Genomic DNA, 24,581 nt, shown 5'->3' with positions numbered 1-24,581 from the left:
CCTTGGGGATTATCATGTCCCGCATTCTCTTTTGGTGACAGCGATATGACTGATCAGCGCAAAGGCAGCGATGCCGAACCCACCACTCACTTCGGCTTCAAGAACGTCCCGGAAAGCCAGAAAGCGGAAAAAGTCGCTGAGGTGTTCCACTCCGTAGCCGCCAAGTACGACCTGATGAACGACGTGCTGTCGGGCGGCATGCACCGCCTGTGGAAACGCTTCACTATCGAACTGTCGGGCGTACGCACCGGCAACCGCGTGCTGGATATCGCCGGCGGTACGGGTGACCTGGCGGCCAAGTTCTCCAAGCTCGTCGGCCCTACCGGCCAGGTCGTGCTGGCGGACATCAACGGCTCGATGCTCAAGGTCGGCCGTGATCGCCTGCTGGATAAAGGTGTGGCCGGCAATATCGAGTTCGTCCAGGCCGACGCAGAAAAACTGCCGTTCCCGGACAACCATTTCGACTGCGTGACCATCGCCTTCGGCCTGCGCAACGTGACCCATAAAGAGGACGCGATCCGCTCGATGCTGCGCGTACTCAAGCCGGGCGGCCGCCTGCTCGTGCTGGAGTTCTCCAAGCCGACCAACGCGCTGATGTCCAAGGTCTACGACACTTACTCGTTCGCCTTCATGCCGCTGATGGGCAAGCTGATCACCAATGACGCCGAAAGCTACCGCTACCTGGCTGAATCGATCCGCATGCACCCCGACCAGGAAACCCTGAAGTCCATGATGGTAGAAGCCGGTTTCGACCGCGTGACCTACCACAACATGACCTCGGGTATCGTCGCCCTGCACCGCGGTATCAAGCCCTGATGCTGTTCGCCGGTCTTCTCGCCAGCGTTGAACACGGCCTTAACCGTGTACTGCGCCTGGACAGCACCGCCCTGGCGCGGCTCGCGCACTTGAACGGCAAAATCATTGCCGTAGATTGCCGCAGCCCTGCCTTGCAGCTGTTTATCCTGCCCAGCGATGAAGGCCTGCTGCTCGCCAGTGATTGGGCCGCCGAAGCCGACTGCACCCTGCGTGCGCCGGCGTCGAGCCTGTTGCACCTGGTGTTGAGTCGCAATAAAACCGCCATCCTGCACAGCCCTGAAGTGGAGCTGGAAGGCGACAGCGCGGTGCTGATGGACCTGGCCGCCGTGCTGCAAGACCTGGAACTGGATTGGGAATACGAGCTGTCGCGCTGGATCGGCCCCGTCGCCACCCAACTGATCAGCGGGCACCTGCGCAGCCGCGCGCGCTGGTACCAGCAGGGGTTCGCCAGCCTCAACCAGAACCTCGCCGAATACCTGAGCGAAGAATCGCGCACCCTGGTCGGAGAACGCGAAGCGCAAGCGCGCTTTCGCGAACTCGACAAGGCCAAAATCGACCTGGAACGCCTTGAGGCGCGCTTCGAGCGCCTGAGCCGGTCCCTTGATCCAAGCGATAACGCATGAAGCTGCTCGCCGTCCGCCGTTTGTTTCGTATCCAGCGCGTCGTAATCCGCTACCGCCTCGATGACCTGCTGTTCGCCCTGCCATTGCCATGGTTTCTGCTGGCGGTGCGCTACGTACTGCCGTGGCGCTGGTTCCCGCGCAAACCGCTGGAGCTGAGCCGTGGCGCGCGCCTGCGCCTGGCGTTGCAGGACCTGGGGCCGATCTTTATCAAATTCGGGCAGATCCTCTCCACCCGGCGCGACCTGTTACCGGAAGATATCGCCGACGAACTGATGCTGTTGCAGGACCGCGTACCGCCCTTCGACTCCCAGCAATCGATGAAGCTGATCGAAGAACAGCTGGGCAAGAAAATCAGCGAAGTGTTCAGCCGCTTTGACGTCGAGCCGCTGGCCTCGGCCTCGGTCGCACAAGTGCACGCAGCGCAGCTCAAGACCGGCGAAGAAGTGGTGGTGAAGGTGATTCGCCCAGGCCTCAAGCCGATCATCGGTCAGGACCTGGCGTGGCTGTTCATCTTGGCCCGGGCCGCCGAACGCTTCTCTGCCGATGCGCGCCTGTTGCACCCGGTGGACGTGGTCGCCGACTACGAAAAAACCATCTACGACGAACTCGACCTGCTACGCGAAGCCGCCAACGCCAGCCAGCTCAAGCGCAACTTCGAAGGCTCATCGCTGCTGTACGTGCCGCAGGTGTATTGGGACTGGTGCCGCCCTAAAGTGCTGGTGATGGAGCGCATCTACGGCGTGCAGGTCACCGACCTCGCCACCCTGGCCGACCAGCGCACCGACATGAAGATGCTCGCCGAACGCGGTGTAGAGATTTTCTTCACCCAGGTGTTCCGCGACAGTTTCTTCCACGCCGACATGCACCCGGGCAACATCTTCGTCAGCACCGTGAACCCGTGGAGCCCGCAGTACATTGCGATCGATTGCGGCATCGTCGGCAGCCTGACCCCGGAAGACCAGGATTACCTGGCGCGTAACCTGTTCGCCTTCTTCAAGCGTGACTATCGCCGCGTGGCGCAATTGCACATTGATTCGGGCTGGGTGCCGGCGGAAACCAAGCTCAACGAATTCGAAGCAGCGATCCGCACGGTGTGCGAGCCAATCTTTGAAAAACCGTTAAAAGATATTTCATTCGGACAGGTGCTGATGCGCCTGTTCCAGACCGCGCGCCGCTTCAATATGGAAGTGCAGCCGCAGCTGGTCTTGCTGCAAAAAACCCTGCTCAACATCGAAGGCCTGGGCCGTCAGTTGTACCCGGACCTCGATCTGTGGAATACCGCGCAGCCGTTCCTCGAACGCTGGATGCGCGAGCGCGTCAGCCCGAAAACCCTGCTGGGCAACCTGCAAAGCCAAGTGGAGCAACTGCCGCACCTGGCCAACATGACCCGCGACCTGCTGGAACGGATGTCTCAGCCCCACGCCAAAGACCCCGCACCGCCATGGCAAACGCGCAAGGACGACTGGTTCCTGCGCCTGCTGGGTGCCGCGCATCTGGTCGGCGGCGTGATGCTGGCCATTGGCGGGCCGCTGAACCAACTGGGGCATTGGCCGGCGGGCATCATGGTCGCCGTGGGTGTTTATCTGATCGTGCGTCGATAACCCATCCGGTTATACACTGTCGCAAATTGCCGGAGCCGAACATGAAAGACTGGCTGGACGAGATCAAGTGGGACAGTGACGGCCTGGTGCCGGCCATTGCCCAGGACTACAAGACCGGGCGCGTACTGATGATGGCCTGGATGAACCGCGAGGCCCTGAGCCTCACCGCCACTGAGCAGCGCGCCATTTACTGGTCACGTTCGCGTGGCAAACTGTGGCGCAAGGGCGAAGAGTCCGGGCACGTGCAAACCCTGCACGAGATGCGCATCGACTGCGACGCCGACGTGGTGATCCTCAAGGTCGAGCAAATCGGCGATATCGCCTGCCACACCGGCCGTCACAGCTGCTTCTATCGCGTGTTCGAGAATGGCGAATGGAAGGTTGTGGAACCGGTGCTCAAAGACCCGCACGCCATTTACTCGGCAGGACACTGAACATGAGCGATACCCTGAACCGTGTGGCCCAGGTGCTGGAAGACCGCAAAGGCGCGGATGCCGACAGCTCCTATGTCGCCAGCCTGTACCACAAGGGCCTGAACAAGATTCTGGAAAAACTTGGCGAAGAATCCATCGAGACGATCATCGCCGCCAAAGACGCGCAGATCAGCGGTGATTGCAGCGATGTGATCTACGAAACCGCTGACTTATGGTTCCACAGTCTGGTCATGCTCGCCCAACTGGGGCAGCATCCGCAGGCCGTGCTGGATGAACTGGACCGTCGCTTCGGCTTGTCCGGGCACGTCGAAAAGGCCTCGCGCCCGTCCGCCTGAATAACTTTTACAGAGGAATTGCAGCATGGGCATTTTTGACTGGAAACACTGGATCGTCATTCTCGTGGTGGTCGTTCTGGTATTCGGCACCAAGAAACTCAAGAACCTGGGCACCGACGTGGGCGAGTCGATCAAGGGCTTTCGCAAAGCCATGAACGATGATGAAAAGCCCGTCGACCCGGTGGTCAACCCGGTACCTCCGGCCCAGCCTGTGCACCCGCAGGCGACCCAGCCGATCACCGAGCGTCGTACCTTCGACGTGCAGGCTGAAAAAGTCGAAGAGCCGACCCGCAAAGACTCGTGAGCACTGACTAATGTTTGGTATCAGCTTCTCTGAACTGCTCCTCGTCGGCCTCGTGGCCCTGCTGGTACTGGGGCCGGAACGCCTGCCCGGTGCCGCACGCACGGCCGGCCTTTGGATCGGGCGCCTGAAACGCAGTTTCAACGCCATCAAACAGGAAGTTGAACGGGAAATCGGCGCCGACGAGATCCGCCGCCAACTGCACAACGAACATATTCTGTCGTTGGAGCAGGAAGCGCGGAAGATTTTGTCGCCGGTGCAAGAGCCGCCCAAACCGGCCGAGCACAGCATCGCACCACCGCCCGTGGCCGACGTTGCACCGGTGGTGGAACACACCCCCGCGCCGCCCGCTCACACCCCGACCGAGCCAGCGCCGACGCCCGTTGCGTCGCCCGCTCCCCATGACCCTACATTGCCGCCGCGAGCCCCATGAGCGCTGATAAACCGGAAGACGACCATCACATGCCGCTGGTCTCGCACCTCACCGAGCTGCGTACCCGCCTGCTGCGTTGCGTAGCGGCCATCTTCATCATCTTTGCCGGGCTGTTCGCCTTCACCCAGCAAATCTATACCTTCGTCTCCACGCCGCTGCGCCAGTACCTGCCGGCCGGCGCGACGATGATCGCCACCGACGTGTCGTCGCCGTTCCTGACGCCGCTGAAGCTGACCATGATGGTCTCGCTGTTCCTGGCGATCCCGGTGATCCTGCATCAGATCTGGGGCTTTATCGCACCGGGCCTGTACAAGCACGAGAAGCGCATCGCGGTGCCGTTGCTGGTGTCGAGCATCCTGCTGTTCTACACCGGCATGGCCTTCGCCTACTTCCTGGTGTTCCCGCTGATCTTCAAATTCTTCGCCGCCGCCACCCCGGCCGGCGTGGAGATGATGACCGACATCACCAGCTACCTCGACTTCGTGATGACGCTGTTCTTCGCCTTCGGCGTGGCCTTCGAAATCCCGGTGGCCGTGGTGCTGCTGGTGTGGATTGGTGTGGTCGACGTCAAATACCTGAAGAAAGTCCGCCCGTACGTCATCATCGGCTGCTTCGTGGTCGGCATGATCCTCACGCCGCCGGACATCTTCTCGCAGACCCTGCTGGCTGTGCCGATGTGGATGCTGTTCGAAATCGGCATCCTGTTTGGCAGCCTGATCAGCAAGCGTGGCGACCACCCGGATGACCAACCCGCCGACGACGACCAGCCGCCAGCGACGCAGCCGTGAACCTGCTGCTGCTTGAAGAGGCCGACTTTATCGCGGCCGACCGGGTGATATTGCGTGATCGGCGCCTGGTGCACATGCAGGAAGTCCACCGCGCTGCGGTGGGCGACAACCTGCGCGTGGGCCGTATCGGCGGCCTGATGGGCAATGCGCAACTGCTGCGCCTGGAAGCCCTCGAAGCAGAGCTGCAAGTCAGCTTCGACCAACCGCCGCCGACCAAACTGCCCCTGACCCTGCTGCTCGCCCTGCCACGCCCCAAGATGCTGCGCCGGGTGCTGCAAACCGTGGCGGCGATGGGCGTACCGAAGGTGGTATTGGTCAACAGTTACCGGGTTGAAAAGAGCTTCTGGCAAACCCCGTTTCTGGAGCCTGAGGCGATTCGCGAGCAACTGATCCTCGGCCTGGAACAGGCACGGGACACCGTCCTGCCCGAAATCGTTATCGAAAAACGCTTCAAACCGTTTGTCGAAGATCGCCTGCCGGCCATGACCGAAGGCACCCTGGGCCTGATCGGCCATCCCGGCGATTACCCGGCCTGCCCCCGTGGGCTGGATACGCCTGTGACCCTGGCCATCGGCCCGGAAGGTGGCTGGATTCCTTACGAAGTGGACCTGCTGGCCAAGGCCGGCTTGCAACCGGTGCAACTTGGCGCACGAATCCTGCGCGTAGAAACCGCCGTCACCGCCCTGCTCGCCCGCCTGTTCTAACAACGCCAAACCCTGTGGGCGCGGGCTTGCCCGTGATAACGGTGGATCAGTCAGACTATCTGCCACTGGTACACCGCTATCGCGAGCAAGCCCGCTCCCACAGTGGATTGGCGTCGCTACAGAATCTTCCTACACGGCCGATAGCCTCTGAATAAGTCCAAGCCTTGTTCAAAGGGAGTTCGCCGTATGTATCGTTGGTTAGCCGAAAAACTGGGGAATGTGAGCGTCAATCGCAAGCTGAGCATTGGCTTTGGCCTGGTGTTGGTCCTGACGCTGTTGACCACCTTCACCGGTTGGACCGGCCTGGGTGATGTGATCAGTCGCGGCGACAAACTGGGCTTCATCTCCAGCCTCAACGGCCTGACCAAAGACCTGCGCCTGGCGCGCCTGGACTTCGAAATGCGTCGCGGCGAACAGGGCACGGATGCGGTCAACGGCCTGCTCACACAGCTGGACAACGGCCTGAAAACCGCGCAAGCCCTGATCGAGCAACCCGATGACAAGGCCCTGGTAGAACAACAGCTGGACGCCCTGAACCAATACAAAAAGGCCTTCACCACCATGGTGCAGGCGGGACTGAAGCGTGAAGGCGCCCGCAGCAAGCTCGGCGACACCGCCGACAACGCCGTGGCCAAGATCAACGAGATCGAAGCCGCCTTGCTGCAAGGCGATAGCGTCACGCAGTTCAACAGCGTGGTCGACCTGAGCAAGCTGATCCAGCAATCACGCTTCCAGGTTCGCGGCTACACCTACAGCGGCAAGACGGAGGCCGAACAGCCTGCCCTGGACGCTATCGACAACGCCCTGAAGAAAATCACCGAACTCCAAGGCCAATTGCCGGCCCAGTATCAGGCCAATCTGCAAGAGGCCGGCGTCTCGCTGCAAGCCTACCGCGCCGCCGTCAGCCAATACCGCGACTCCCAGGTCGCCAGCGCTGCTGCCCTGAAAATCATGACCGCCCAAGGCGATATTCTGCTGGGCCACAGTGAGAAACTCACCACCTCGCAAACCGCCGTGCGCGATGCCGACGCCGCACACGCCAAACAACTGCTGCTGCTGGCCACCGTGCTGGCGCTGATCTTCGGCATGGTCGCCGCCTGGGCCATCACCCGTCAGATCGTCATTCCGCTGAACCAGACCCTCAATGTCGCTGAACGCGTAGCCTCCGGCGACCTGAGCCACAACCTGAACTCCGCGCGCCAGGACGAACTGGGCCAACTGCAACGCGCCATGCAAAGCATGACGGTCGGCCTGCGCGAATTGATCGGCGGCATCAGCGACGGCGTCACCCAGATCGCCAGCGCCGCCGAGCAACTGTCCGCCGTGACCGAGCAGACCAGCGCCGGGGTCAACAGCCAGAAGATCGAGACCGACCAGGTCGCCACCGCCATGAATGAAATGGCTGCGACCGTGCAGGAAGTGGCGCGCAACGCCGAGGAAGCCTCGGAAGCCGCCGTCGCCGCTGATCAGCAGGCCCGCGAGGGTGACAAGGTGGTCGGTGAAGCCATCGCCCAGATCGAGCGTTTGGCTACCGAGGTCGGCAATTCCACCGAGGCCATGAGCCATCTGAAACGCGAAAGCGACAAGATCGGCAGCGTGCTCGACGTGATCAAATCGGTGGCCCAGCAAACCAACTTGTTGGCACTCAACGCCGCGATTGAAGCGGCGCGTGCCGGTGAAGCCGGCCGCGGCTTCGCGGTGGTGGCCGATGAGGTGCGCAGCCTGGCCCAGCGCACCCAGAAGTCCACCGAAGAGATCGAAGAGCTGATCGTCGGCCTGCAAAGCGGCACCCAACAGGTAGCCACCATCATGGACAACAGCCGTGGCCTCACCGACAGCAGCGTCGAACTGACTCGTCGAGCCGGCAACGCACTGGGCAATATCACCCGCACGGTCTCGACCATTCAGGCGATGAACTCGCAGATTGCCACCGCCGCCGAGCAACAAAGCGCCGTGGCCGAAGAGATCAACCGCAGCGTGCTGAATGTGCGCGACGTGTCTGAACAAACGTCCTCGGCCAGTGAGGAAACCGCGGCGTCAAGCGCTGAGCTGGCACGCTTGGGTGTCTATTTGCAGACCCTGGTTGGACGGTTCCGCATCTGACCTGCGCCTTCGCGGCGGCCAAGCAAGGCCGTCGCAACTTGTGAAAATTCCTACGCAGTTATCAGCCCGCCACAACCCCGAATCGATTTAGCGTTTCAGCTGTAGCGAAGCGCTTTCTCTGATTTGGAGGTTCACTATGTTTCCTCGGCTGACCCGCTGGCTGGTCAATGCCAGCGTCCGTCTCAAGCTCGCACTGGGTTTTGGCCAAGTGCTGATCTTGAGCTTCCTGATCGCCGCGACGAGTTGGCAAGCCCTCAACGCCGTCCTTTACCGTTCCAGCAACCTCACGACCCTGGGGCAACTGGCCCTGGACGCAGAGGCCATGCGTGCTGACCGCATCGTGTATCGCACCCTCACGGACGCTGCCAGCCTGGGCAAAATGACCTTGCAGATTGAAAAGATCGACCGACACCTCACCGACCTTTCCCAACGATTGAAAGACCCCGCCGAAATGCAGCGGCTTCAGGATGCGATGCGCCTCGTGGCGAGTTTCAAGGCAGCCTTGGTGGCGTTGCCCCCGTTGATCGAGCAACGGGAAAGCATCCGTCCCGCCATCAAGCGAACGGCTCTGCAAGCCAGCGAGGCCCTTGCCGAACTCGCCGGCGCGCTGCCCGCTCAACAGGACGAGAAGGCTCTCAACGCCATCGAAAACCTGCGCCAGGCCATGGAGCAGGCCGAAGACAGCGCGCAAAGCCCCGCATGGGCTGCCGAATCGCTACAGGCTTATGCCGAGACGCTCGGTAAGACTCTCGACGCACTGGAGGTGGCACAGACCGCCGTCACCACACTGCCGGTGGACGCGGCACTGCTCAAAACCGACATGGCCAACTATCGCGAGCAGTTGATCAAGCTCAAGGAGGCTCAGCTCACTACCGAAACGGTGCAAAATCGGTTTGAACAACAACTCAATGAGTTGCGTGAACATAGCTTTCAGCTAAGCGAGGGCCAAAATGCCAAGCGTGACAGCGAAGCGGATCAGACCCGTACATGGCTGATCTGGGTCACGGTGGCCGCATTGTTACTGGGCGCCCTTGCGGCGTGGTGGATCGCTCGACAAATCGCGCTACCGTTGCGAGAAATCCTCAACGCCGCGCACCGTGTAGCCGAAGGAGATCTGAGCCACGACACTCAGGTTGACCGCCGCGATGAAATGGGCCAATTGCAGCAAAGCATTGGGCAAATGACCCGTAACCTGCGCAACCTGATCAGTAGCATCGGTGACAGCGCCCGACAGATCGCCAGTGCGGCCACCCAGTTATCGACCGTCACCGAGCAGACCCGCTCCGGCGTCAACAACCAGAGAGATGAGACCGACCAGGTTGCGACAGCCATGAACGAAATGCTCGCAACCTCTCAGGAAGTCGCTCGGCATGCCGAACAAGCGTCGGTAGCAGCGAATGAGGCGGATCAACAAGCCTGCGCCGGTGACAAAGTCGTCACACAGGCAGTCGAGCAGATAGGCAACCTCGCCAGCGAAATGGAACTCGCCAGCCGCGCGATGGTGGCGCTGCAGCAGGAAAGCCAAAAGATCGGCAGTGTACTGGACGTTATCAAATCAGTGTCCCAGCAGACCAACCTGCTGGCATTGAATGCCGCCATCGAAGCCGCACGCGCGGGCAGTGCGGGCGAAGGTTTTGCGGTGGTGGCCGATGAAGTGCGCAGCCTCGCCCAACGGACACAGGAATCAGCAGAAGAAATCGAGGGGTTGATCCAAGGCCTGCATAGCGGCACCCAGCAGGTCGCGGACATCATGGACAGCAGCCGCAGCCTCACCGACAACAGCGTCGGTCTGACCCGCGACGCCGGTGAGGCATTGGCAGCGATTGCCCGCACCGTGTCGATCATCCAGGAGATGAACCCACAGATTGCCGCCGCCGCCGAGCAGCAAAGCGCGGTGGCCGAGGAGATCAATCGCAGTGTCTTGAAAGTGCGCAATGTGTCGGAACAAACGGCGGCCGCCAGTGAGGAAACGGCGGCCGCCAGTGTTCAGTTGACGAGGTTGAGCCTGGATTTGCAGACGCTGGTCGGTAAATTCAGGCTCTGAGGCTCGCCCTGCGCTACAGCACCTGGCGCAGGAAAGCCTGGGCCCGTGGGTCTTTCGGCGCATCGAAGAACTCGGCCGGGGCCGCATCTTCCAGCAACTTGCCGTGATCGAAAAACAGCACCCGGTCCGCTACTTCGCGGGCAAAACCCATCTCGTGGGTGACGCAGACCATGGTCATGCCTTCCAGCGCCAGGGTCTTCATCACGTCCAGCACTTCGCCGACCATTTCCGGGTCCAGCGCCGAGGTGGGTTCATCAAACAGCATCACCTTGGGCTCCATGGCCAACGCGCGGGCGATCGCCACCCGCTGTTGCTGGCCACCGGACAACCGTGAGGGGAACTCGTTGGCCTTTTGCGCAATGCCGACTTTCTCCAGCAGCGCCAATGCCTTGGCTTCACGCTCTTGCTTACCGCGCTTGCGCACGACTTTTTGCGCCAGGCACAGGTTTTCCAGCACGGTCATGTGGGGGAACAGGTTGAAGTGCTGGAACACCATGCCGACTTCGCGGCGATAGGCGTTCACGTCAGTCTTCGGGTCGGCCAGTTGCAGGCCGTCGATGCTCACCGAGCCTGCGTCAAACTCCTCCAACCCGTTAAGACAGCGCAGAAAGGTGGATTTGCCCGAACCCGAAGGGCCGATCACCACCAGCACTTCACCCTTGGCGACTTGGGTGGTGACGTGGTCCACCGCGCGCACCACCTGACCACGGGTGTCGAAGACTTTTACCAGATCGCGGACTTCAATCACTTTGCGCGAGCCTCCGCTCAAGCCGGCTGGCCATTTTCGACAGCGGCAGGTTGATCAGCAGGTACAGGCCTGCCACACAGAACAGGATTTCAAACGGCGAAAACGAGGTGGTGATGACTTCACGACCACTTTTGAGCAACTCGGTAATCGCGATCACCGACACCAGGGACGTGTCTTTCACCAGGCTGATAAATTGCCCGGCCAGCGGCGGCAACACGCGCTTGAACGCTTGCGGCAACACCACGTGGCGCATCGACTGGCTGGCACTCAACCCCAGGGACCGTGCGGCTTCGTTCTGGCCACGGGTGATGGACTGCACGCCGGCGCGGACAATTTCCGCCACGTAAGCGCCGGTGAACAGCGACAACGCGGCGATCCCGGCGAATTCCCGGGACAGGTTGAGCACCGTCCCGATGAAGAAATAGAAAATAAAGATTTGCACCAATAGCGGCGTGCCGCGCACCAGTTCGACGTAGATCGTCGATAGATCGCGCAAGGTCGGGTTGCTGGACAGACGGCACAAGCCGGTTGCCAGGCCAATCACCAGCCCCAGAATTCCGGAGATGACCGACAGCCACAAGGTGGTCCACAAGCCCCACATCAGCGGGCCAAGCGCCCAATGCCGGGTTACGCCAATAACATCGCCTTCGGCCACGTCGTCACCGCGCGCCACTTGCAGGCTATTGTCGGCAACCGTCAGCTTTTGTTCGGCACCGGCATCATTGCGCAGGGTCACTTCGGCTACGTCGCCTTTACGCACCAGTTCAATGACCGTGGAGATGTCGGCTGCACGCTGGGAGGTTTCGGCCTGATAGGCGAAGTACTGCGGTACGCGGTTCCAGCGCCATTCGTAGGACATCAGCGAGGTGGCGTAGTACAACGCGCCAGCCAGGCCAACCAGCACGACCACGGTCAGCAGGTGCCAGGGCCATTGGGCTTTTTTCTGTTTCATTTCAGCTTCCGGGATTGATGTCGCCTGTCAGGCCGCTTTCGCGAGCAAGCCCGCTCCCACATTTTGACCGCATTCTCATGTTTGAACTCGGTCAAGTGTGGGAGCGGGCTTGCTCGCGAAAGGCGCGACTCGGTATTCAGACTGGCTTATTCCATGTCCTTGAGCCACTCGGAGCTCTTGAACCACTTGTCATGGATACGATCGTAGGTGCCGTCGTTACGGATCTGGTGCAGGAAGTTGTTGATGTAGTTGAGGCTGTCGTAATCGCCCTTTTTCAGGCCGAATGCCAACGGTTCGAAGGTGAAGGGCTCGTCCAGGAACACCAGCTTGCCGTTGCCGACTTTTTTCTCGGCAACCACGTTGTACGGAGCGTCATACACAAAGGCATCGGCCTTGCCATTGACCACGTCCAGCACGCCTTCCTGCTCATTGTCATAGCCGTGGTACTTGGCTTTGGAAATCATCTTTTTGGCGATCATCTCACCCGTGGTGCCGAGCTTGGAGGTCAGGCGGTATTTCTCGTCGTTCAGGTCTTTGTAGGACTTGATGGTGCCTTCCAGGTCTTTGCGAATCAGCAACGTCTGGCCAACCACGATGAAGGGTTCGCTGAAGTTCAGGCGCAGGTTACGTTCCTGGGTCAGGGTCATGCCGCTGCCGATCATGTCGAACTTGCCGGTCAGGAACGCAGGGATGATGCCGTCATAACCGGTGGACACCAGCTCCAGTTTGACGCCCATGGACTTGGCCATGGCCTTGAGGATGTCGACTTCGAAACCGATGATTTCACCGCGCTTGTCTGTCATTTCGAACGGCATGTAGGTCGGGTCCATGCCGACCTTCAGCGTGCCGCGCTTGACCGCATCGTCGATGGCGCCAGCGTGCGCTGCAGTGACGGCGACCAGCGCGGTGACGCCGAGCATCAGCCTCGAAAGATACTTTTTCATCATCAAGTCCCCTGAACGATTTCTTGTAAGGTCGGCGCGCAAAAGGGCTGCACCATTTCGGGGTGCGATCCTAACCCACTCGCTCCCCGTCACAAAGGTTTCACGGGTAAATGTTATCGGGGTATGTCGGAAAAGCCCCACAACGGTGCAGCGAAACACGGGGGATAGACACGTCTGCAGAGAGGATCGGCAACTGATTGATGTGTAAGCAGTTATGACGATCAGTCCATCTCCCCGACCCAGGCGGTGTCCTTGAACCACTTGTCATGGAGCCGATCGTAAGTGCCATCCTGCGCTATTTGATTGAGGAAATGATTGATCCAGTTAAGGCTGTCGTAATCACCTTTCTTCAGGCCGAATGCCAGGGGCTCAAAGGTAAACGGCTGCTCAAGTGCAAAAAGTGTGTGGTTTTCCGGCCTGGCCATCGCAATCAGGTTGTAGGGTGCGTCATGAATGAAAGCATCGGCCTTGCCCTCCACCACCTGCCGCACGCCTTCTTCCGGGGTGGCGAAACTGCGCAGGCGAGCGGCGCCCAGAAAACGTTGCGCCGCGGCTTCCCCCGTGGTGCCTTCAATGGCGACGATCCGGTAACCCGCCTCATCCAGGTCTTCTATGCTGGAAACCTTGCCGGCAAGGCTCGGATGCAGCAGTACGGTCTGGCCCACCACGATAAAGGAGTCGCTGAAATTCAGCTTGAGATTGCGCTCCTGGGTCACCGTCATACCACTGCCAATCAGATCAAACTTTTTCGCCATCAGCCCCGGCAACAACTCGGTATAGGGCACCGCCACCAGTTCCAGCTCGACGCCCAAGGCATGGCTCATCGCCTGGAGCAAGTCGATCTCAAAGCCTACGATGCGCCCCTGCTTGTCCATCATTTGAAAGGGCACGTAGGTGGGCGTGGTGCCGACTTTAAGCACTCCACGCCGAACGGCATCATCTAGGACGCCGGCATTCACCCAGCCGGTATATGCCAATGCGACAACGCCGATCAGCCACGCCGAACAATACCTTTTGATCATGAATCCCCCTGCGGCCTCGTCAATGTGGGGGGCGATGCTACCCCAGCAAAAGGCACGACAATACGTCTCGAACAAAGGTATTTTGTTTCGAAATAACAAGGGGTTAGGGCTAAGAGGAAGAAGCGTGAAACGCTGTAGGACCAGCGCTTCGAACACCCCCGAGGTGAGCCCTCGGGGGCGTCTGAATCAGGCCAGTTGGGCCTGGGACGACAGCGGTTGCAGCGGCAGCAATGGCGCGTGCGGATCAGCTTTGATCGATTCACGCCAAGCGCCGAGCCACTCGGCGTGGCCTTCGCTCCACACCTGCTGGTGCAGACGAGCCAGGGCCACCGGGTCACTGAGCAGCGCCAGGCGCTCGCCGTTGTTGAGGCCGGCAGGGCCGACTTTCAACGCGTGGCGAACACGCTCCTGACGCAGGTGCTCGATCGGCTCCGCCTCACGGTGACGCGAGGTCGCCAGAGCGCAGGCCAAGGCGTTTTGCTGCGGGTCGACCACCGAACGCACAAACCCGTCATTGAGGGCGTGCCAACGGTTTTCGTGGGTGTACTTCTCGGTCGACAACAGGGCTTGCGGCGGATTGTATTCCTCGGGGATCAGGAACAGGCTCTCGTCGCGGGACTTGAGGCCCAGCTTGACCCGGCTGGAAATCACCGACACTGGAATCGACAGCATCAGCGAACCCACGATCGGGATCAGCCACCACAAGAAGCTTGGGTTCAACCACACCACCAACAGCGCCCACAGGAAGCCGAGCAGGGTTTGTGGACCGTGGCGCTTGACGGCCTCGCTCCATGGCGTGGAATCGTCGTCACGCTGCGGCGAGTTCCAGGTCGCAGCCCAGCCGAGGAACGCGGCGAGCACGAAACGGGTGTGGAAGATCATCCGCACCGGCGCCAGCAGCATGGAGAACAGCATCTCCAGCAGCATCGACAAGGTCACCTTGAACTTGCCACCGAACTCTTTCGCGCCCTTGGCCCAGATCAGGATGATGCTCAGCAATTTAGGCAGGAACAGCAGCACAATGGTGGTGGAGAACAGCGCCACAGCCTTGTCCGGATGCCATTGCGGCCACAGCGGGTACAACTGGCGTGGCGCCATGAAGTACTGCGGCTCCATCAGGGTGTTCACCGCCAGCAACGCCGTCGACAACACCAGGAAGAAGAACCACAGCGGCGCCGACAGGTAGGACATCACGCCAGTCAGGAACACCGCGCGGTGCACCGGGTGCATGCCTTTTACCAGGAACAGGCGGAAGTTCATCAGGTTACCGTGGCACCAGCGACGGTCACGCTTGAGTTCATCCAGCAGGTTCGGCGGCAGCTCTTCATAGCTGCCCGGCAGGTCGTAGGCAATCCACACGCCCCAACCGGCACGGCGCATCAGCGCTGCTTCAACGAAGTCGTGGGAAAGAATCGCACCGGCAAACGCACCTTTACCCGGCAACGGCGCGAGGGCGCAGTGCTCGATAAAGGGCTTCATGCGGATAATGGCGTTGTGGCCCCAGTAGTGCGACTCACCCAACTGCCAGAAGTGCAGACCGGCCGTAAACAGCGGGCCGTACACGCGAGTGGCGAATTGCTGCATGCGCGCATACAGGGTGTCCATGCCCGACGCACGTGGCGCGGTCTGGATAATCCCGGCATCCGGCGTGGCTTCCATCAGGCGCACCAGGCTGGTCAGGCATTCGCCGCTCATCACGCTGTCGGCGTCGAGCACCACCATGTATTTGTAGTCACCGCCCCAACGACGGCAGAAGTCGTCGAGGTTGCCGCTCTTGCGCTTTACGCGACGGCGACGACGGCGATAGAAGATCTTGCCGAAACCACCCGCTTCGCGGCACACGTCGAGCCAGGCTTGCTGTTCGGCGATGCAGATGTCGGCTTCGTTACTGTCACTGAGGACGAAGAAATCGAAGCGATCCAGGTCGCCCGTGGCGGCTACCGATTCAAACGTCGCGCGCAGACCGGCAAATACCCGGGGCACGTCTTCGTTGCAGATCGGCATCACCAACGCTGTACGGGCATCTTTCGGAATCGGCTCGTCCCCGGCACTTTTACCGGAGATCCGGTATTTATCGTGACCGGTGAGCAATTCGAGAAAGCCCATCAGCGCGGTCCAGAAACCGGCCGACACCCAGCAGAACAAGATCCCGAACATGATCAGGATGCTGGTTTGCAGGGCGTAAGGCAGTACCTGGGTGGCGGTTTGCAGCAGGGTCTGATTGCGAACCTCGTCGAAGTCGACCAGCGACCAGCCCTGGTACGGCATGATGCCTTTCATGTACCAGCCGGCGACGATGGTCTGGCCGAGCATCAGCACCAGCAAGATATAGCGACGGATCGAACCCACGGTACGCCAGCGAGCCGCTGGCAATACACGCTCGTCCTTCGGCGGGGCCGGAGGGTTGGTGCGACCGGTCATCCGGCGCCAACCGCGCACCAGGATGTTGGTACGCCAAGGCTCGGGCACCACTTTGGTCCGACGGATCGGCGGCGTGGCTTTCAGGCAAACACGGCCACTGGCGTCGAGCGCCAGCATTTCCGCATCTTGCAGCTCTTCAGCGGTGTTGAGGGTCAGCCGACGGCCAACCGACGCTTGGGCAGCGTCGGAAGGTGCGTCGAAGGTTGCGGACGACAAACGTTGGTGCAGCTCGCTGAAGGAAGTGCAGCCCGCCAGTTCGGCGCGCTGCTCTGCGGTCATCGGGAGGTGCGCCAGGTACTCGGACAGAGTCTCGGGCGTAACTTGAGAATTACTCATCGGCAGGCAACTGATAGCTCCAGGTCTCGGTCAGGACATGTTCTGTCTTGGCCTGATCTGGGTTAGAGAGTGGAGTGGCTGAGGCAGCGTCTGGCTGCTTAGCTTCCTTGTCTTTCGCGTCTTTCGCGTCTTTAGCTTCTTTAGCTTCTTTAGCTTCTTTCTTGGCCTGTTTCTCGTGTTGCTTGGCCAAAAGCTTGTCGGCTTTGAGCACCTGGGTCGAGACCTTCTCAGGCTCAGGTTTCACGATGTCCTCAACCAGTGCGGCACGCATTTCGGTCGGCTTGCCTGCGTCCTTGATCTTCATGCGCAGGGTCAGGCGCCAGCCTTTGGTGTGCTCGTTGTAGCGCACACTGTTTTCAACGATTTCGGCGTTGTCGCCAACACTCACCTGGCTGCGAACCGGGGCATCCGCAGGCAGGTTCTTCAGGGCCGGGCCCTCGAAGTCCACCAGGTAAGCCACGCTGCCGTCAGGCTGACGGATCAGGTTGGATTGCTTCACGTCACCCGTGGAACGCAGGGTTTGCTTGACCCAGGCGCTGTCGGCCGGGTGCAGGGCTTTTTCGTCCATGGTCCAGTGCAGGCGGTAGCTGACGTCCAGCGGCTCGCCGACTTTCGGCAGCTCGGCCGGGCTCCAGAACGCAACGATGTTGTCGTTGGTTTCGTCGGCGGTCGGAATCTCTACCAGGTCGACGGAACCCTTGCCCCAGTCGCCTTCAGGCTCGATCCAGGCGCTTGGGCGCTTGTCGTAGTTGTCGTCCAGGTCTTCGTAATGGCTGAAGTCGCGGCCACGCTGCAGCAAGCCGAAACCACGCGGGTTCTCGACGCTGAAGTTACTGACAGACAAGTGTTTAGGGTTGTTCAGTGGGCGCCAGATCCACTCGCCGTTGCCGGCATGGATCGACAGACCGCTGGAGTCGTGCAGTTCACGACGGTAATTAAGCACTTTCGACGGCTGGTTGGCGCCGAACAGGTACATGCTGGTCAACGGGGCAATGCCCAGCTTGGTGACCTTGTCGCGCAGGAACATCTGCGATTTGACGTCGACAACGGTGTCGGTGCCAGGGCGCAGGGTCAGGCGATAGGCGCCGGTCGCGCGTGGCGAATCCAGCAAGGCGAAGATCACCAGCTGTTTTTCGCCCGGTTTTGGACGCTCGATCCAGAACTCGGTGAAACGCGGGAACTCTTCACCGGACGGCAATGCAGTGTCGATCGCCATGCCACGGGCGGACAGACCATAGGACTGGCCTTTGCCGACGACGCGGAAGTAGCTGGCGCCGAGCATGGTCATGATTTCGTCTTGCTTGTCGTCTTTGTTGATCGGGTAAAGCACACGGAAACCGGCGTAACCCAGTTGTTCGGTGGACTTTGGATCATATTTCACGTCGCCGAAATCGAAACGAGTCGGGTCGTATTTGATTTCATGAACGCTGTCGGTGGTCACTTCGTTGATTTTCACCGGCGTGTCGAAGTGCATGCCCTGGTGATAGAAGGACAGTTTGAACGGCGTGTTCTGGTCGGCCCATTCGGCTTTTTCGTTACGGAAACGAATCTTCTGATAGTCGGCGAATTTCATTTCGCGAAATTCGTTCGGCAGATTGCTGCGCGGAGCTTCGTATTTCTGCCCGGCCAGCTCTTTTGCCTTGGCCGACACATCATCCAGACTGAATGCCCACAGTTGACCCGCGCCGAACAGGCAAAACAGGGCAGAGCCCGTTACCAGTGCGTTTCGTAACCGTTTGGCAGACAATTTTGGTGCATTACAGGGACTAACAATCACGAGCAACCCTCGCCGAAAACAGATCAAAAAACCAACGGCCAGCTATCTATATGCCAGGTTGGCGAGCATTGTTCCGACTCCCCTGGGTCAAAATGATTCCCCAATGGTCGCCGGACAAGTCTCTACCTAAGTCAAAAATGGACCAAACAACGCTGATCCCCGTAGCGCGCGATTATCTAGTAGCCCGCGAAACAACGCATCAGGGACAACGAAGTATTTGTAGCGAAACCCTGCGTTTTTAGGCATTAAAGTCGTTTTTAATACATTCATGTCTGTAAGAGGAAGGTCACAGGGCCATCATTGACCAAATGCACCTGCATATCCGCGCCAAAACGCCCTGACGCCACCTTGCCATGCAATTGTTGCGCTTGTAACAACAAGTGTTCAAAAAGCGCTGCTCCGAGTGCCGGAGGCGCCGCCGTGGAGAAGCTCGGCCGCAGCCCGCTTTTGGTATCCGCCGCCAGGGTGAACTGCGACACCAGCAACAAACCGCCACCGATATCCTTCAAGGACAAGTTCATTTTGCCCTCGTCGTCGCTGAATACACGGTAGTTAAGCAGCTTGTGCAACAGTTTGTCGGCGCTCTCGGGCGTATCTGAAGGTTCGACGGCTACCAGCACCAACAAACCCTGGTCAATTGCCCCTACGACGTCGCCCGCAACTTCGACCCGGGCGCCACGCACCCGCTGCAACAGGCCCTTCATGCTTCTTCTGGCGGCAGATCAAGCAGGCGACGTGCCATCTCGCCGGTCGCGCGCACCAACGCATCGGTAATGCCGGGTTCGGACGCGGCATGGCCCGCTTCGCGGATCACTTGCAGCTCACTGTTGGGCCACGCCTGATGCAGCTCCCAGGCATTGTCCAGCGGGCAGATCATATCGTAGCGGCCATGAATGATTACGCCAGGCAGATGGGCGATCTTGTGCATGTCGCGAATCAGCTGGTTAGGCTCCAGGAAGGAGTCGTTGGTGAAGTAGTGGCACTCGATACGCGCAATGGACAGCGCGCGCTGCGGCTCGGAAAAACGCTCGACATGCTGCGGGCTCGGGCACAGGCCCAGCATACGGCCTTCCCAGCCGGACCAGGCTTTGGCGGCGTGCATCTGGGCGATCTGGTCGTTGCCGGTCAGGCGCTTATGGTAGGCCGCAACCATGTTGTGGCGCTCATCCGCCGGGATCGGTGCAAGGTAGTCCTGCCAGTAATCGGGGAACATGCGGCTCGCACCTTCCTGGTAGAACCAGTGGATGTCTTGCGGGCGAGCCAGGAAGATGCCGCGCAGGATCAAGCCATGCACACGCTCAGGATGGCTTTGTGCGTAGGCCAGGGAAAGGGTCGAACCCCAGGAGCCGCCGAACAGCACCCATTTTTCGATGCCCAGGTGCTCGCGGATGCGCTCAAGGTCGGCGACCAAGTCCCAAGTGGTGTTGTTTTCCAGGCTCGCGCGAGGGGTGGAGCGCCCGCAGCCACGCTGGTCAAAGGTAACGATGCGGTAAAGGTTCGGATCAAAATAGCAGCGGCTCTGGGCGTCGCAACCGGAGCCAGGGCCTCCATGAATGAAGACGACGGGCAAGCCTTCGGGGGAGCCACTTTCATCGACATACAGCGTGTGGGTGTCATCGACTGCCAGATCGTGCCGGGCGTAGGGTTTGATCTGCGGGTACCAAGTCTGCATTGCGCGCTCCGTAGGGTGTCGGTTCATCCCTGGGGGGACGTCTATTATTTTTTGCCGTCTGGCATCATAAACCCGAATTGTGCAATGAGCATGTCCTTGAGCGCTTAGACCTGTGTCAGCCCTTCGCTCCTCAGGTAATGCAGCAGATAGTTGTACAGTTGATCCACCTCCGGCACTTGGCCGCGCGCGCGCAAGCAGCCGTGGACCAGACCCTTGCCCGGATACAGCACGGCGGACACGCCCGCCGCTTGCAGGCGTTCGGCGTAGAGCATGCCGTCATCGCGCAGCGGGTCGAACTGGGCCACGGCGATCAATGCCTTGGGCAAACCGCTGAAATTCTCGGCCAGCAGTGGCATGGCATAGGCCGACGGATTGCCGGCGCCCAGCAGGTAGAGCGCCAGGTAGCAGTCGGTGTCGGCAGTGCTAAGCAGCGGCGCATCCATGCAATCACGGCGCGACGGCAAATCAGACGCGCCGCCCAACCCCGGATAAATCAGCACTTGAGCCAGAGGCAGCGGCTGGCCGTCATCGCGCAAGCCCAGGCACAGCGCCGCAGCCAGGTTGCCGCCCGCGCTGTCACCGATCACCGCCAGGCGCTGCAGGTGGATGGCGTGCGGCCCCTCGCCTGCCTGGATCGCCTGCCACACCGCGCGGCAATCCTCGTAAGCCGCCGGGAACGGGTGTTCGGGGGCCAGGCGATAATCGATGGCGATCACCAGCACCTGCAACGCATCTGCCAACTCGAAGCAAATGAAGTCATGGGAATCCAGCCCACCGACCACCCAGCCGCCGCCGTGCATATAGAGCAGGCACGGCCAGCCCTCGGGCGGGGTGGGTGTGGTGGGAAGATAGCTGCGCACGCTCACACCGCCGAGAGAATAGTCCCAGACTTGCAGCCCTTCCGGCTTCGGCGGGGTGAATGCCTGGCACATCCGGTCGTAATTCCGGCGCAACCCCACCAGCGATGAGTCGTCGCTGCTGAAGGATTCGGTGTGTGTGACGAAGGCTGCAAGCTGCGGAGAAATCGGATACATGCGCAAATATCCCAAACGATGGTGATCCAAATGTGGGAGCGGGCTTGCTCGCGAAAGCGGTGGGTCAGTCGCCAGGTAAGCTGCCTGGCGCACGCAAATATCCCTGGCGATGAAATCAAATGTGGGAGCTGGCTTGCCTGCGATAGCGGTGTATCAGCCACCCGTTCACTGCCTGAGACTCCGCCATCGCGGGCAAGCCCGGCTCCCACATTTGCGCTCTATTATTAGGTCTGGCGCGTACGGTTCAGGGTTTGAGGCTGGCGTGTACGGCCGCCATACCATCGCTGCCATCAAACGCCGTCACCCCGGCCAACCAGCGCTGCAAATCCTCAGGATGGTCACGCAGCCATTGCTTGGCCACATCCTGCGGCGACTGGCGCTCCATGATCGGCACCATCAACTGGCTTTCCTGGGCCGCGGTGAAGGTCAAGTTCCCCAACAAGCGGTTGGCGTTGGGGCAGCGCTCGGCGAAGTCCGGCGCGGTGACGGTAGAGACGGTCGCGCGACCTTCATCAGCGCCAAACACATCTTCACTGCCGGTGAGGTAGGCCATTTTCATATTGATGTTCATCGGGTGCGGGGTCCAGCCGACGAACACCACGAACTCCTTGCGATTCACCGCACGCTGCACCGCCGCCAGCATGCCCGCCTCACCAGAGGCGACCAGCTTGAAGTCGCCGAGGCCGAAGTGGTTGGTGTCGATCATTTTCTGGATATCGGTATTGGCACCGCTGCCGGGCTCGATACCGTAGATCTTACCGCCCAATTTATCCTTGAAGCGGGCGATGTCGGCAAAGGTTTTCAACCCGGCATCGGCCACGTATTGCGGCACGGCCAGGGTGGCCTGGGCGTCAGAGAGGCTGGGCGTGTCGAAGACCTTGACCTGCTGGGCGGCCACGAACGGCGCGATATTGTTGTCCATCGCCGGTTTCCAGTAGCCGAGGAAGATATCCAGGCGCTTGTCGCGGATGCCGGCAAAGATGATCTGCTGCACTGCACTGGTCTGCTTGCTGTCGTAGCCCAGGCCGTTGAGCAGCACGTCGGCCATGCCCGAGGTCGCGATCACGTCGGTCCAACTGACCACGCCCATGCGCACGGCTTTGCAGGAAGCCGGTTCAGCGGCCATGGCTTGTGCACTCAGGAGTGCGGCGCCGATGAGGGTCAACAGGTAACGGTTGAACGGTCTTTTCATGAAAGAAGTCTCACTCGGCAGGTTTTATTGTGGGGAGTGGCGTCTGGCGCGCCCTACTCACAACCTTACCCAGTGGGACCTCTGTTAACACGACCTGTGGCGACCGGCAGTTGCACTGGGGCGACCGTGAGGCCGCCATCGCGGGCAAGCCCGCTCCCACACTTGATCGAGTTCCAACATGAGAATGCGATCAAAATGTGAGAGCGGCGGTGCGACGGTTCGACTTGCTCGCGAACGCTATTTCAGCAGCACCGAAAATTACCGGTAGTGCTTTTGCCCCCAGTTCAGGAACCCTTCCAGCAATTGCTTCAACACCACCCGCGTCGACTCGGCCAGATCAGGCCGATAACGAAACGGCTCGAACTCTTCCATATAAGCGCTCTGGCACAACTCCAATTGCACGGCATGGATATCCTGCGCCGGGTCGCCGTAGTGCCGGGTAATATGCCCACCCTTGAAGCGCCCGTTCAGCACATGGGTGTACTGCGGATGCGTGGCGCAGATGGCTTCCAACTGGCTCGCCAGTTCAGGGTCACAGGCAGCGCCGTTGAAGGTGCCGAGGTTGAAGTCCGGCAGCTTGCCGTCGAACAGGTGCGGGATTACCGAACGAATCGAGTGCGCATCAAACAGCAATGCATAGCCAAACTCAGCCTTGAGCCGCGCCAGTTCTTCTTGCAGGGCGCGGTGGTACGGGCCCCAGATCTTTTGCAGGTAGGTGGCGCGCTCCTCTGGGGAAGGCTCCAGGCCTTCGCGGAACAACGGCACCCCGTCGAACAACGTCGCCGGGTACAGCCCGGTGGTGGCACCGGCGTACAACGGCTTGTCGTCCGAAGGCCGGTTCAGGTCGATGACAAACCGCGAGTACTCGGCCGACAAGGTGCTGGCGCCCAGCTCCTCGGCAAAGTCATACAGCGTGGGGATGTGCCAGTCAGTGTCCGGCAGGCTTTGCGCCTCGGGGATCAACCCGGCCTCCACCGCGGGCGTCAGGCGCAGGCCGGCGTGGGGCATGCTGATCAGCAGCGGTACGCGGCCTTGTTTGAAGTTCAGAACCTTATCCACAGCGGTACTCCTCGTTCACAAAGGCAGCCTTAAACAGTGACATCGACGCCGTGGCGCACGACGCGTTTATCCAGCTCCCCGCCCAGCCAATAGGCCAGGTCGGCGGGACGATCAATCTGCCAGGCGACAAAGTCGGCGACCTTGCCCACCTCCAGCGAACCATGGGTCTCGCCCATGCCCAGCGCGGTGGCCGCGTGTTGCGTGGCGCCCGCCAGGGCTTCTTCAGGGGTCATACGGAACAAGGTGCAGGCCATGTTCAGCATCAGGCGCACCGACAACGCCGGTGAGGTGCCGGGGTTGAGGTCGCTGGCGATGGCGATCTTCACGCCGTGTTTGCGCAAGGCCTCCATCGGCGGCAACTGGGTTTCGCGCAGGAAGTAGAACGCGCCCGGCAACAGCACCGCGACGGTGCCGGAAGCGGCCATGGCGATGGCATCTTCTTCGGTCATGAATTCCAGATGGTCCGCCGACAACGCGTGGTAACGCGCGGCCAGGCTGGAGCCGTGCAGCGACGACAGTTGTTCGGCGTGCAGCTTCACCGGCAGGTCAAGTTGCTGAGCGACTTTAAACACCCGCTCCACCTGTTCCGGGGAAAACGCCAGGTATTCGCAGAACGCATCCACCGCGTCCACCAGTCCCTCCGCTGCCAGGGCTGGCAGCATCTCGGTGCAGATGTGGTCGATGTAATCATCCGCGCGGTCCTTGTACTCCGGCGGCAACGCATGGGCCGCCAGGCACGTGGCACGCACGCTGACCGGCAGCGCTTCGCCGAGGCGACGAATCACCCGCAGCAATTTGCGCTCGCTGGCCAGGTCCAGGCCGTAGCCGGATTTGATCTCCACCGTGGTCACGCCGTCGCGCAGCAGACTGCGCAGGCGCTTGTGAGCGCTGGTGAACAGTTCATCTTCAGTGGCGGCACGGGTGGCGCGCACGGTGCTGGCAATACCGCCGCCCTTGGCCGCGATTTCGGCGTAGCTCACGCCTTCCAGGCGCTGCTCGAATTCGCCGCTGCGATTGCCACCGAACACTGTGTGGGTGTGGCAGTCGATCAGCCCGGGGGTGACCCACGCGCCTTGCAGGTCATGCACCTGGGCGTAATCCGCCGCTGGCGCCTGGCTGCGGGGGCCGATCCACTCGATGAGCGAACCCGCTGTGACCATGGCGGCATCCTCGATGATCGAGTATTTGCCATGGGCCATGGTTGCGACGTGGCAGTGTTGCCAAAGCGTTTTCATCAACGCC

At 60.7% G+C, this 24,581-nt stretch carries 22 protein-coding genes and 3 pseudogenes; 13 read left to right on the top strand and 12 right to left on the bottom strand.

Annotation, left to right across the window (positions count from 1 at the left end):
* Positions 1–45: 45 nt before the first annotated feature.
* The 13 genes and pseudogenes from ubiE to A7J50_RS32160 all read left to right on the top strand — a co-directional run bounded on the left by ubiE (position 46) and on the right by A7J50_RS32160 (position 10,182).
* Entirely contained in the window at positions 46–816 is a 771-nt protein-coding gene (gene ubiE, locus A7J50_RS01885; protein WP_003171186.1) for a bifunctional demethylmenaquinone methyltransferase/2-methoxy-6-polyprenyl-1,4-benzoquinol methylase UbiE, read from the top strand.
* Positions 816–1,439 (top strand): ubiquinone biosynthesis accessory factor UbiJ, encoded by a 624-nt coding sequence (locus tag A7J50_RS01880; protein ID WP_064450291.1) that lies wholly within the window; start codon positions 816–818, stop codon positions 1,437–1,439. Before ubiE ends, A7J50_RS01880 begins: the two co-directional genes overlap by 1 nt.
* Entirely contained in the window at positions 1,436–3,040 is a 1,605-nt protein-coding gene (gene ubiB / locus A7J50_RS01875) for a ubiquinone biosynthesis regulatory protein kinase UbiB (protein ID WP_064450290.1), read from the top strand. The genes A7J50_RS01880 and ubiB overlap by 4 nt, the downstream gene beginning before the upstream one ends.
* Positions 3,041–3,081: 41 nt before the next feature.
* Complete coding sequence (gene hisI / locus A7J50_RS01870; protein ID WP_012721796.1) at positions 3,082–3,474, top strand: phosphoribosyl-AMP cyclohydrolase; 393 nt, start codon at positions 3,082–3,084, stop codon at positions 3,472–3,474.
* 2 nt (positions 3,475–3,476) lie between these two features.
* On the top strand, positions 3,477–3,809 hold the full coding sequence (locus tag A7J50_RS01865; protein ID WP_053253935.1) for a phosphoribosyl-ATP diphosphatase: 333 nt from the start codon (positions 3,477–3,479) through the stop codon (positions 3,807–3,809).
* Between the two features lie 25 nt (positions 3,810–3,834).
* Positions 3,835–4,113: a twin-arginine translocase TatA/TatE family subunit gene (locus A7J50_RS01860; protein WP_064450289.1), complete on the top strand. Its 279-nt coding sequence runs from the start codon at positions 3,835–3,837 to the stop codon at positions 4,111–4,113.
* A gap of 10 nt (positions 4,114–4,123) precedes the next feature.
* Positions 4,124–4,543, top strand: a complete 420-nt coding sequence (gene tatB / locus A7J50_RS01855; RefSeq protein ID WP_064450288.1) for a Sec-independent protein translocase protein TatB — start codon at positions 4,124–4,126, stop codon at positions 4,541–4,543.
* Complete coding sequence (gene tatC / locus A7J50_RS01850; RefSeq protein ID WP_064450287.1) at positions 4,540–5,331, top strand: twin-arginine translocase subunit TatC; 792 nt, start codon at positions 4,540–4,542, stop codon at positions 5,329–5,331. Before tatB ends, tatC begins: the two co-directional genes overlap by 4 nt.
* Positions 5,328–6,035, top strand: coding sequence for a 16S rRNA (uracil(1498)-N(3))-methyltransferase (locus A7J50_RS01845; protein WP_064450286.1), 708 nt, complete (start codon positions 5,328–5,330; stop codon positions 6,033–6,035). The genes tatC and A7J50_RS01845 overlap by 4 nt, the downstream gene beginning before the upstream one ends.
* Positions 6,036–6,221: 186 nt before the next feature.
* Positions 6,222–7,280 (top strand): annotated as a pseudogene (locus A7J50_RS32175) (methyl-accepting chemotaxis protein); the annotation flags it as partial.
* A complete protein-coding gene (locus tag A7J50_RS32170) occupies positions 7,266–8,138 on the top strand; it encodes a methyl-accepting chemotaxis protein (RefSeq protein WP_420492092.1) in 873 nt (290 codons plus the stop codon). The pseudogene A7J50_RS32175 and the gene A7J50_RS32170, both read left to right, overlap by 15 nt.
* Before the next feature lie 136 nt (positions 8,139–8,274).
* Positions 8,275–9,324 (top strand): annotated as a pseudogene (locus A7J50_RS32165) (methyl-accepting chemotaxis protein); the annotation flags it as partial.
* Positions 9,319–10,182, top strand: a complete 864-nt coding sequence (locus tag A7J50_RS32160; protein WP_420492091.1) for a methyl-accepting chemotaxis protein — start codon at positions 9,319–9,321, stop codon at positions 10,180–10,182. The pseudogene A7J50_RS32165 and the gene A7J50_RS32160, both read left to right, overlap by 6 nt.
* Before the next feature lie 13 nt (positions 10,183–10,195).
* On the opposite strand, the gene A7J50_RS01830 is transcribed toward A7J50_RS32160, so the two are convergent.
* From A7J50_RS01830 to hutI, 12 genes and pseudogenes are all read right to left on the bottom strand, one after another.
* The gene (locus A7J50_RS01830; protein WP_064450283.1) at positions 10,196–10,930 is read right to left on the bottom strand and encodes an amino acid ABC transporter ATP-binding protein; all 735 of its coding nucleotides are present in this window, start codon (positions 10,928–10,930) and stop codon (positions 10,196–10,198) included.
* Complete coding sequence (locus A7J50_RS01825; RefSeq protein WP_064450282.1) at positions 10,923–11,882, bottom strand: amino acid ABC transporter permease; 960 nt, start codon at positions 11,880–11,882, stop codon at positions 10,923–10,925. Before A7J50_RS01825 ends, A7J50_RS01830 begins: the two co-directional genes overlap by 8 nt.
* A 146-nt stretch (positions 11,883–12,028) precedes the next feature.
* A complete protein-coding gene (locus tag A7J50_RS01820) occupies positions 12,029–12,826 on the bottom strand; it encodes a transporter substrate-binding domain-containing protein (RefSeq protein ID WP_064450281.1) in 798 nt (265 codons plus the stop codon).
* Between the two features lie 221 nt (positions 12,827–13,047).
* Positions 13,048–13,848, bottom strand: a complete 801-nt coding sequence (locus A7J50_RS01815) for a transporter substrate-binding domain-containing protein (RefSeq protein ID WP_064450280.1) — start codon at positions 13,846–13,848, stop codon at positions 13,048–13,050.
* A 169-nt stretch (positions 13,849–14,017) separates the two neighbouring features.
* A pseudogene (gene mdoH, locus A7J50_RS01810) lies at positions 14,018–16,605 on the bottom strand (glucans biosynthesis glucosyltransferase MdoH); the annotation flags it as partial.
* Positions 16,598–18,382, bottom strand: a complete 1,785-nt coding sequence (locus A7J50_RS01805) for a glucan biosynthesis protein G (protein WP_064454841.1) — start codon at positions 18,380–18,382, stop codon at positions 16,598–16,600. The pseudogene mdoH and the gene A7J50_RS01805, both read right to left, overlap by 8 nt.
* Before the next feature lie 266 nt (positions 18,383–18,648).
* Entirely contained in the window at positions 18,649–19,086 is a 438-nt protein-coding gene (dtd, locus tag A7J50_RS01800) for a D-aminoacyl-tRNA deacylase (protein ID WP_064450278.1), read from the bottom strand.
* Positions 19,083–20,054, bottom strand: coding sequence for a prolyl aminopeptidase (gene pip, locus A7J50_RS01795; RefSeq protein ID WP_064450277.1), 972 nt, complete (start codon positions 20,052–20,054; stop codon positions 19,083–19,085). Before pip ends, dtd begins: the two co-directional genes overlap by 4 nt.
* Before the next feature lie 104 nt (positions 20,055–20,158).
* On the bottom strand, positions 20,159–21,088 hold the full coding sequence (locus A7J50_RS01790; RefSeq protein WP_064450276.1) for an alpha/beta hydrolase: 930 nt from the start codon (positions 21,086–21,088) through the stop codon (positions 20,159–20,161).
* Positions 21,089–21,332: 244 nt separating this feature from the next.
* Entirely contained in the window at positions 21,333–22,280 is a 948-nt protein-coding gene (gene choX / locus A7J50_RS01785; protein ID WP_064450275.1) for a choline ABC transporter substrate-binding protein, read from the bottom strand.
* A 258-nt stretch (positions 22,281–22,538) separates the two neighbouring features.
* Entirely contained in the window at positions 22,539–23,339 is an 801-nt protein-coding gene (gene hutG, locus A7J50_RS01780) for an N-formylglutamate deformylase (RefSeq protein WP_064450274.1), read from the bottom strand.
* Between the two features lie 29 nt (positions 23,340–23,368).
* Positions 23,369–24,574: an imidazolonepropionase gene (gene hutI / locus A7J50_RS01775; protein WP_064450273.1), complete on the bottom strand. Its 1,206-nt coding sequence runs from the start codon at positions 24,572–24,574 to the stop codon at positions 23,369–23,371.
* Positions 24,575–24,581: the final 7 nt, after the last annotated feature.

The sequence above is a fragment of the Pseudomonas antarctica genome (assembly GCF_001647715.1).
Classification (GTDB): Bacteria; Pseudomonadota; Gammaproteobacteria; order Pseudomonadales; family Pseudomonadaceae; genus Aquipseudomonas; species Aquipseudomonas antarctica_A.
This window is presented reverse-complemented; position numbering and strand designations above follow the sequence as displayed.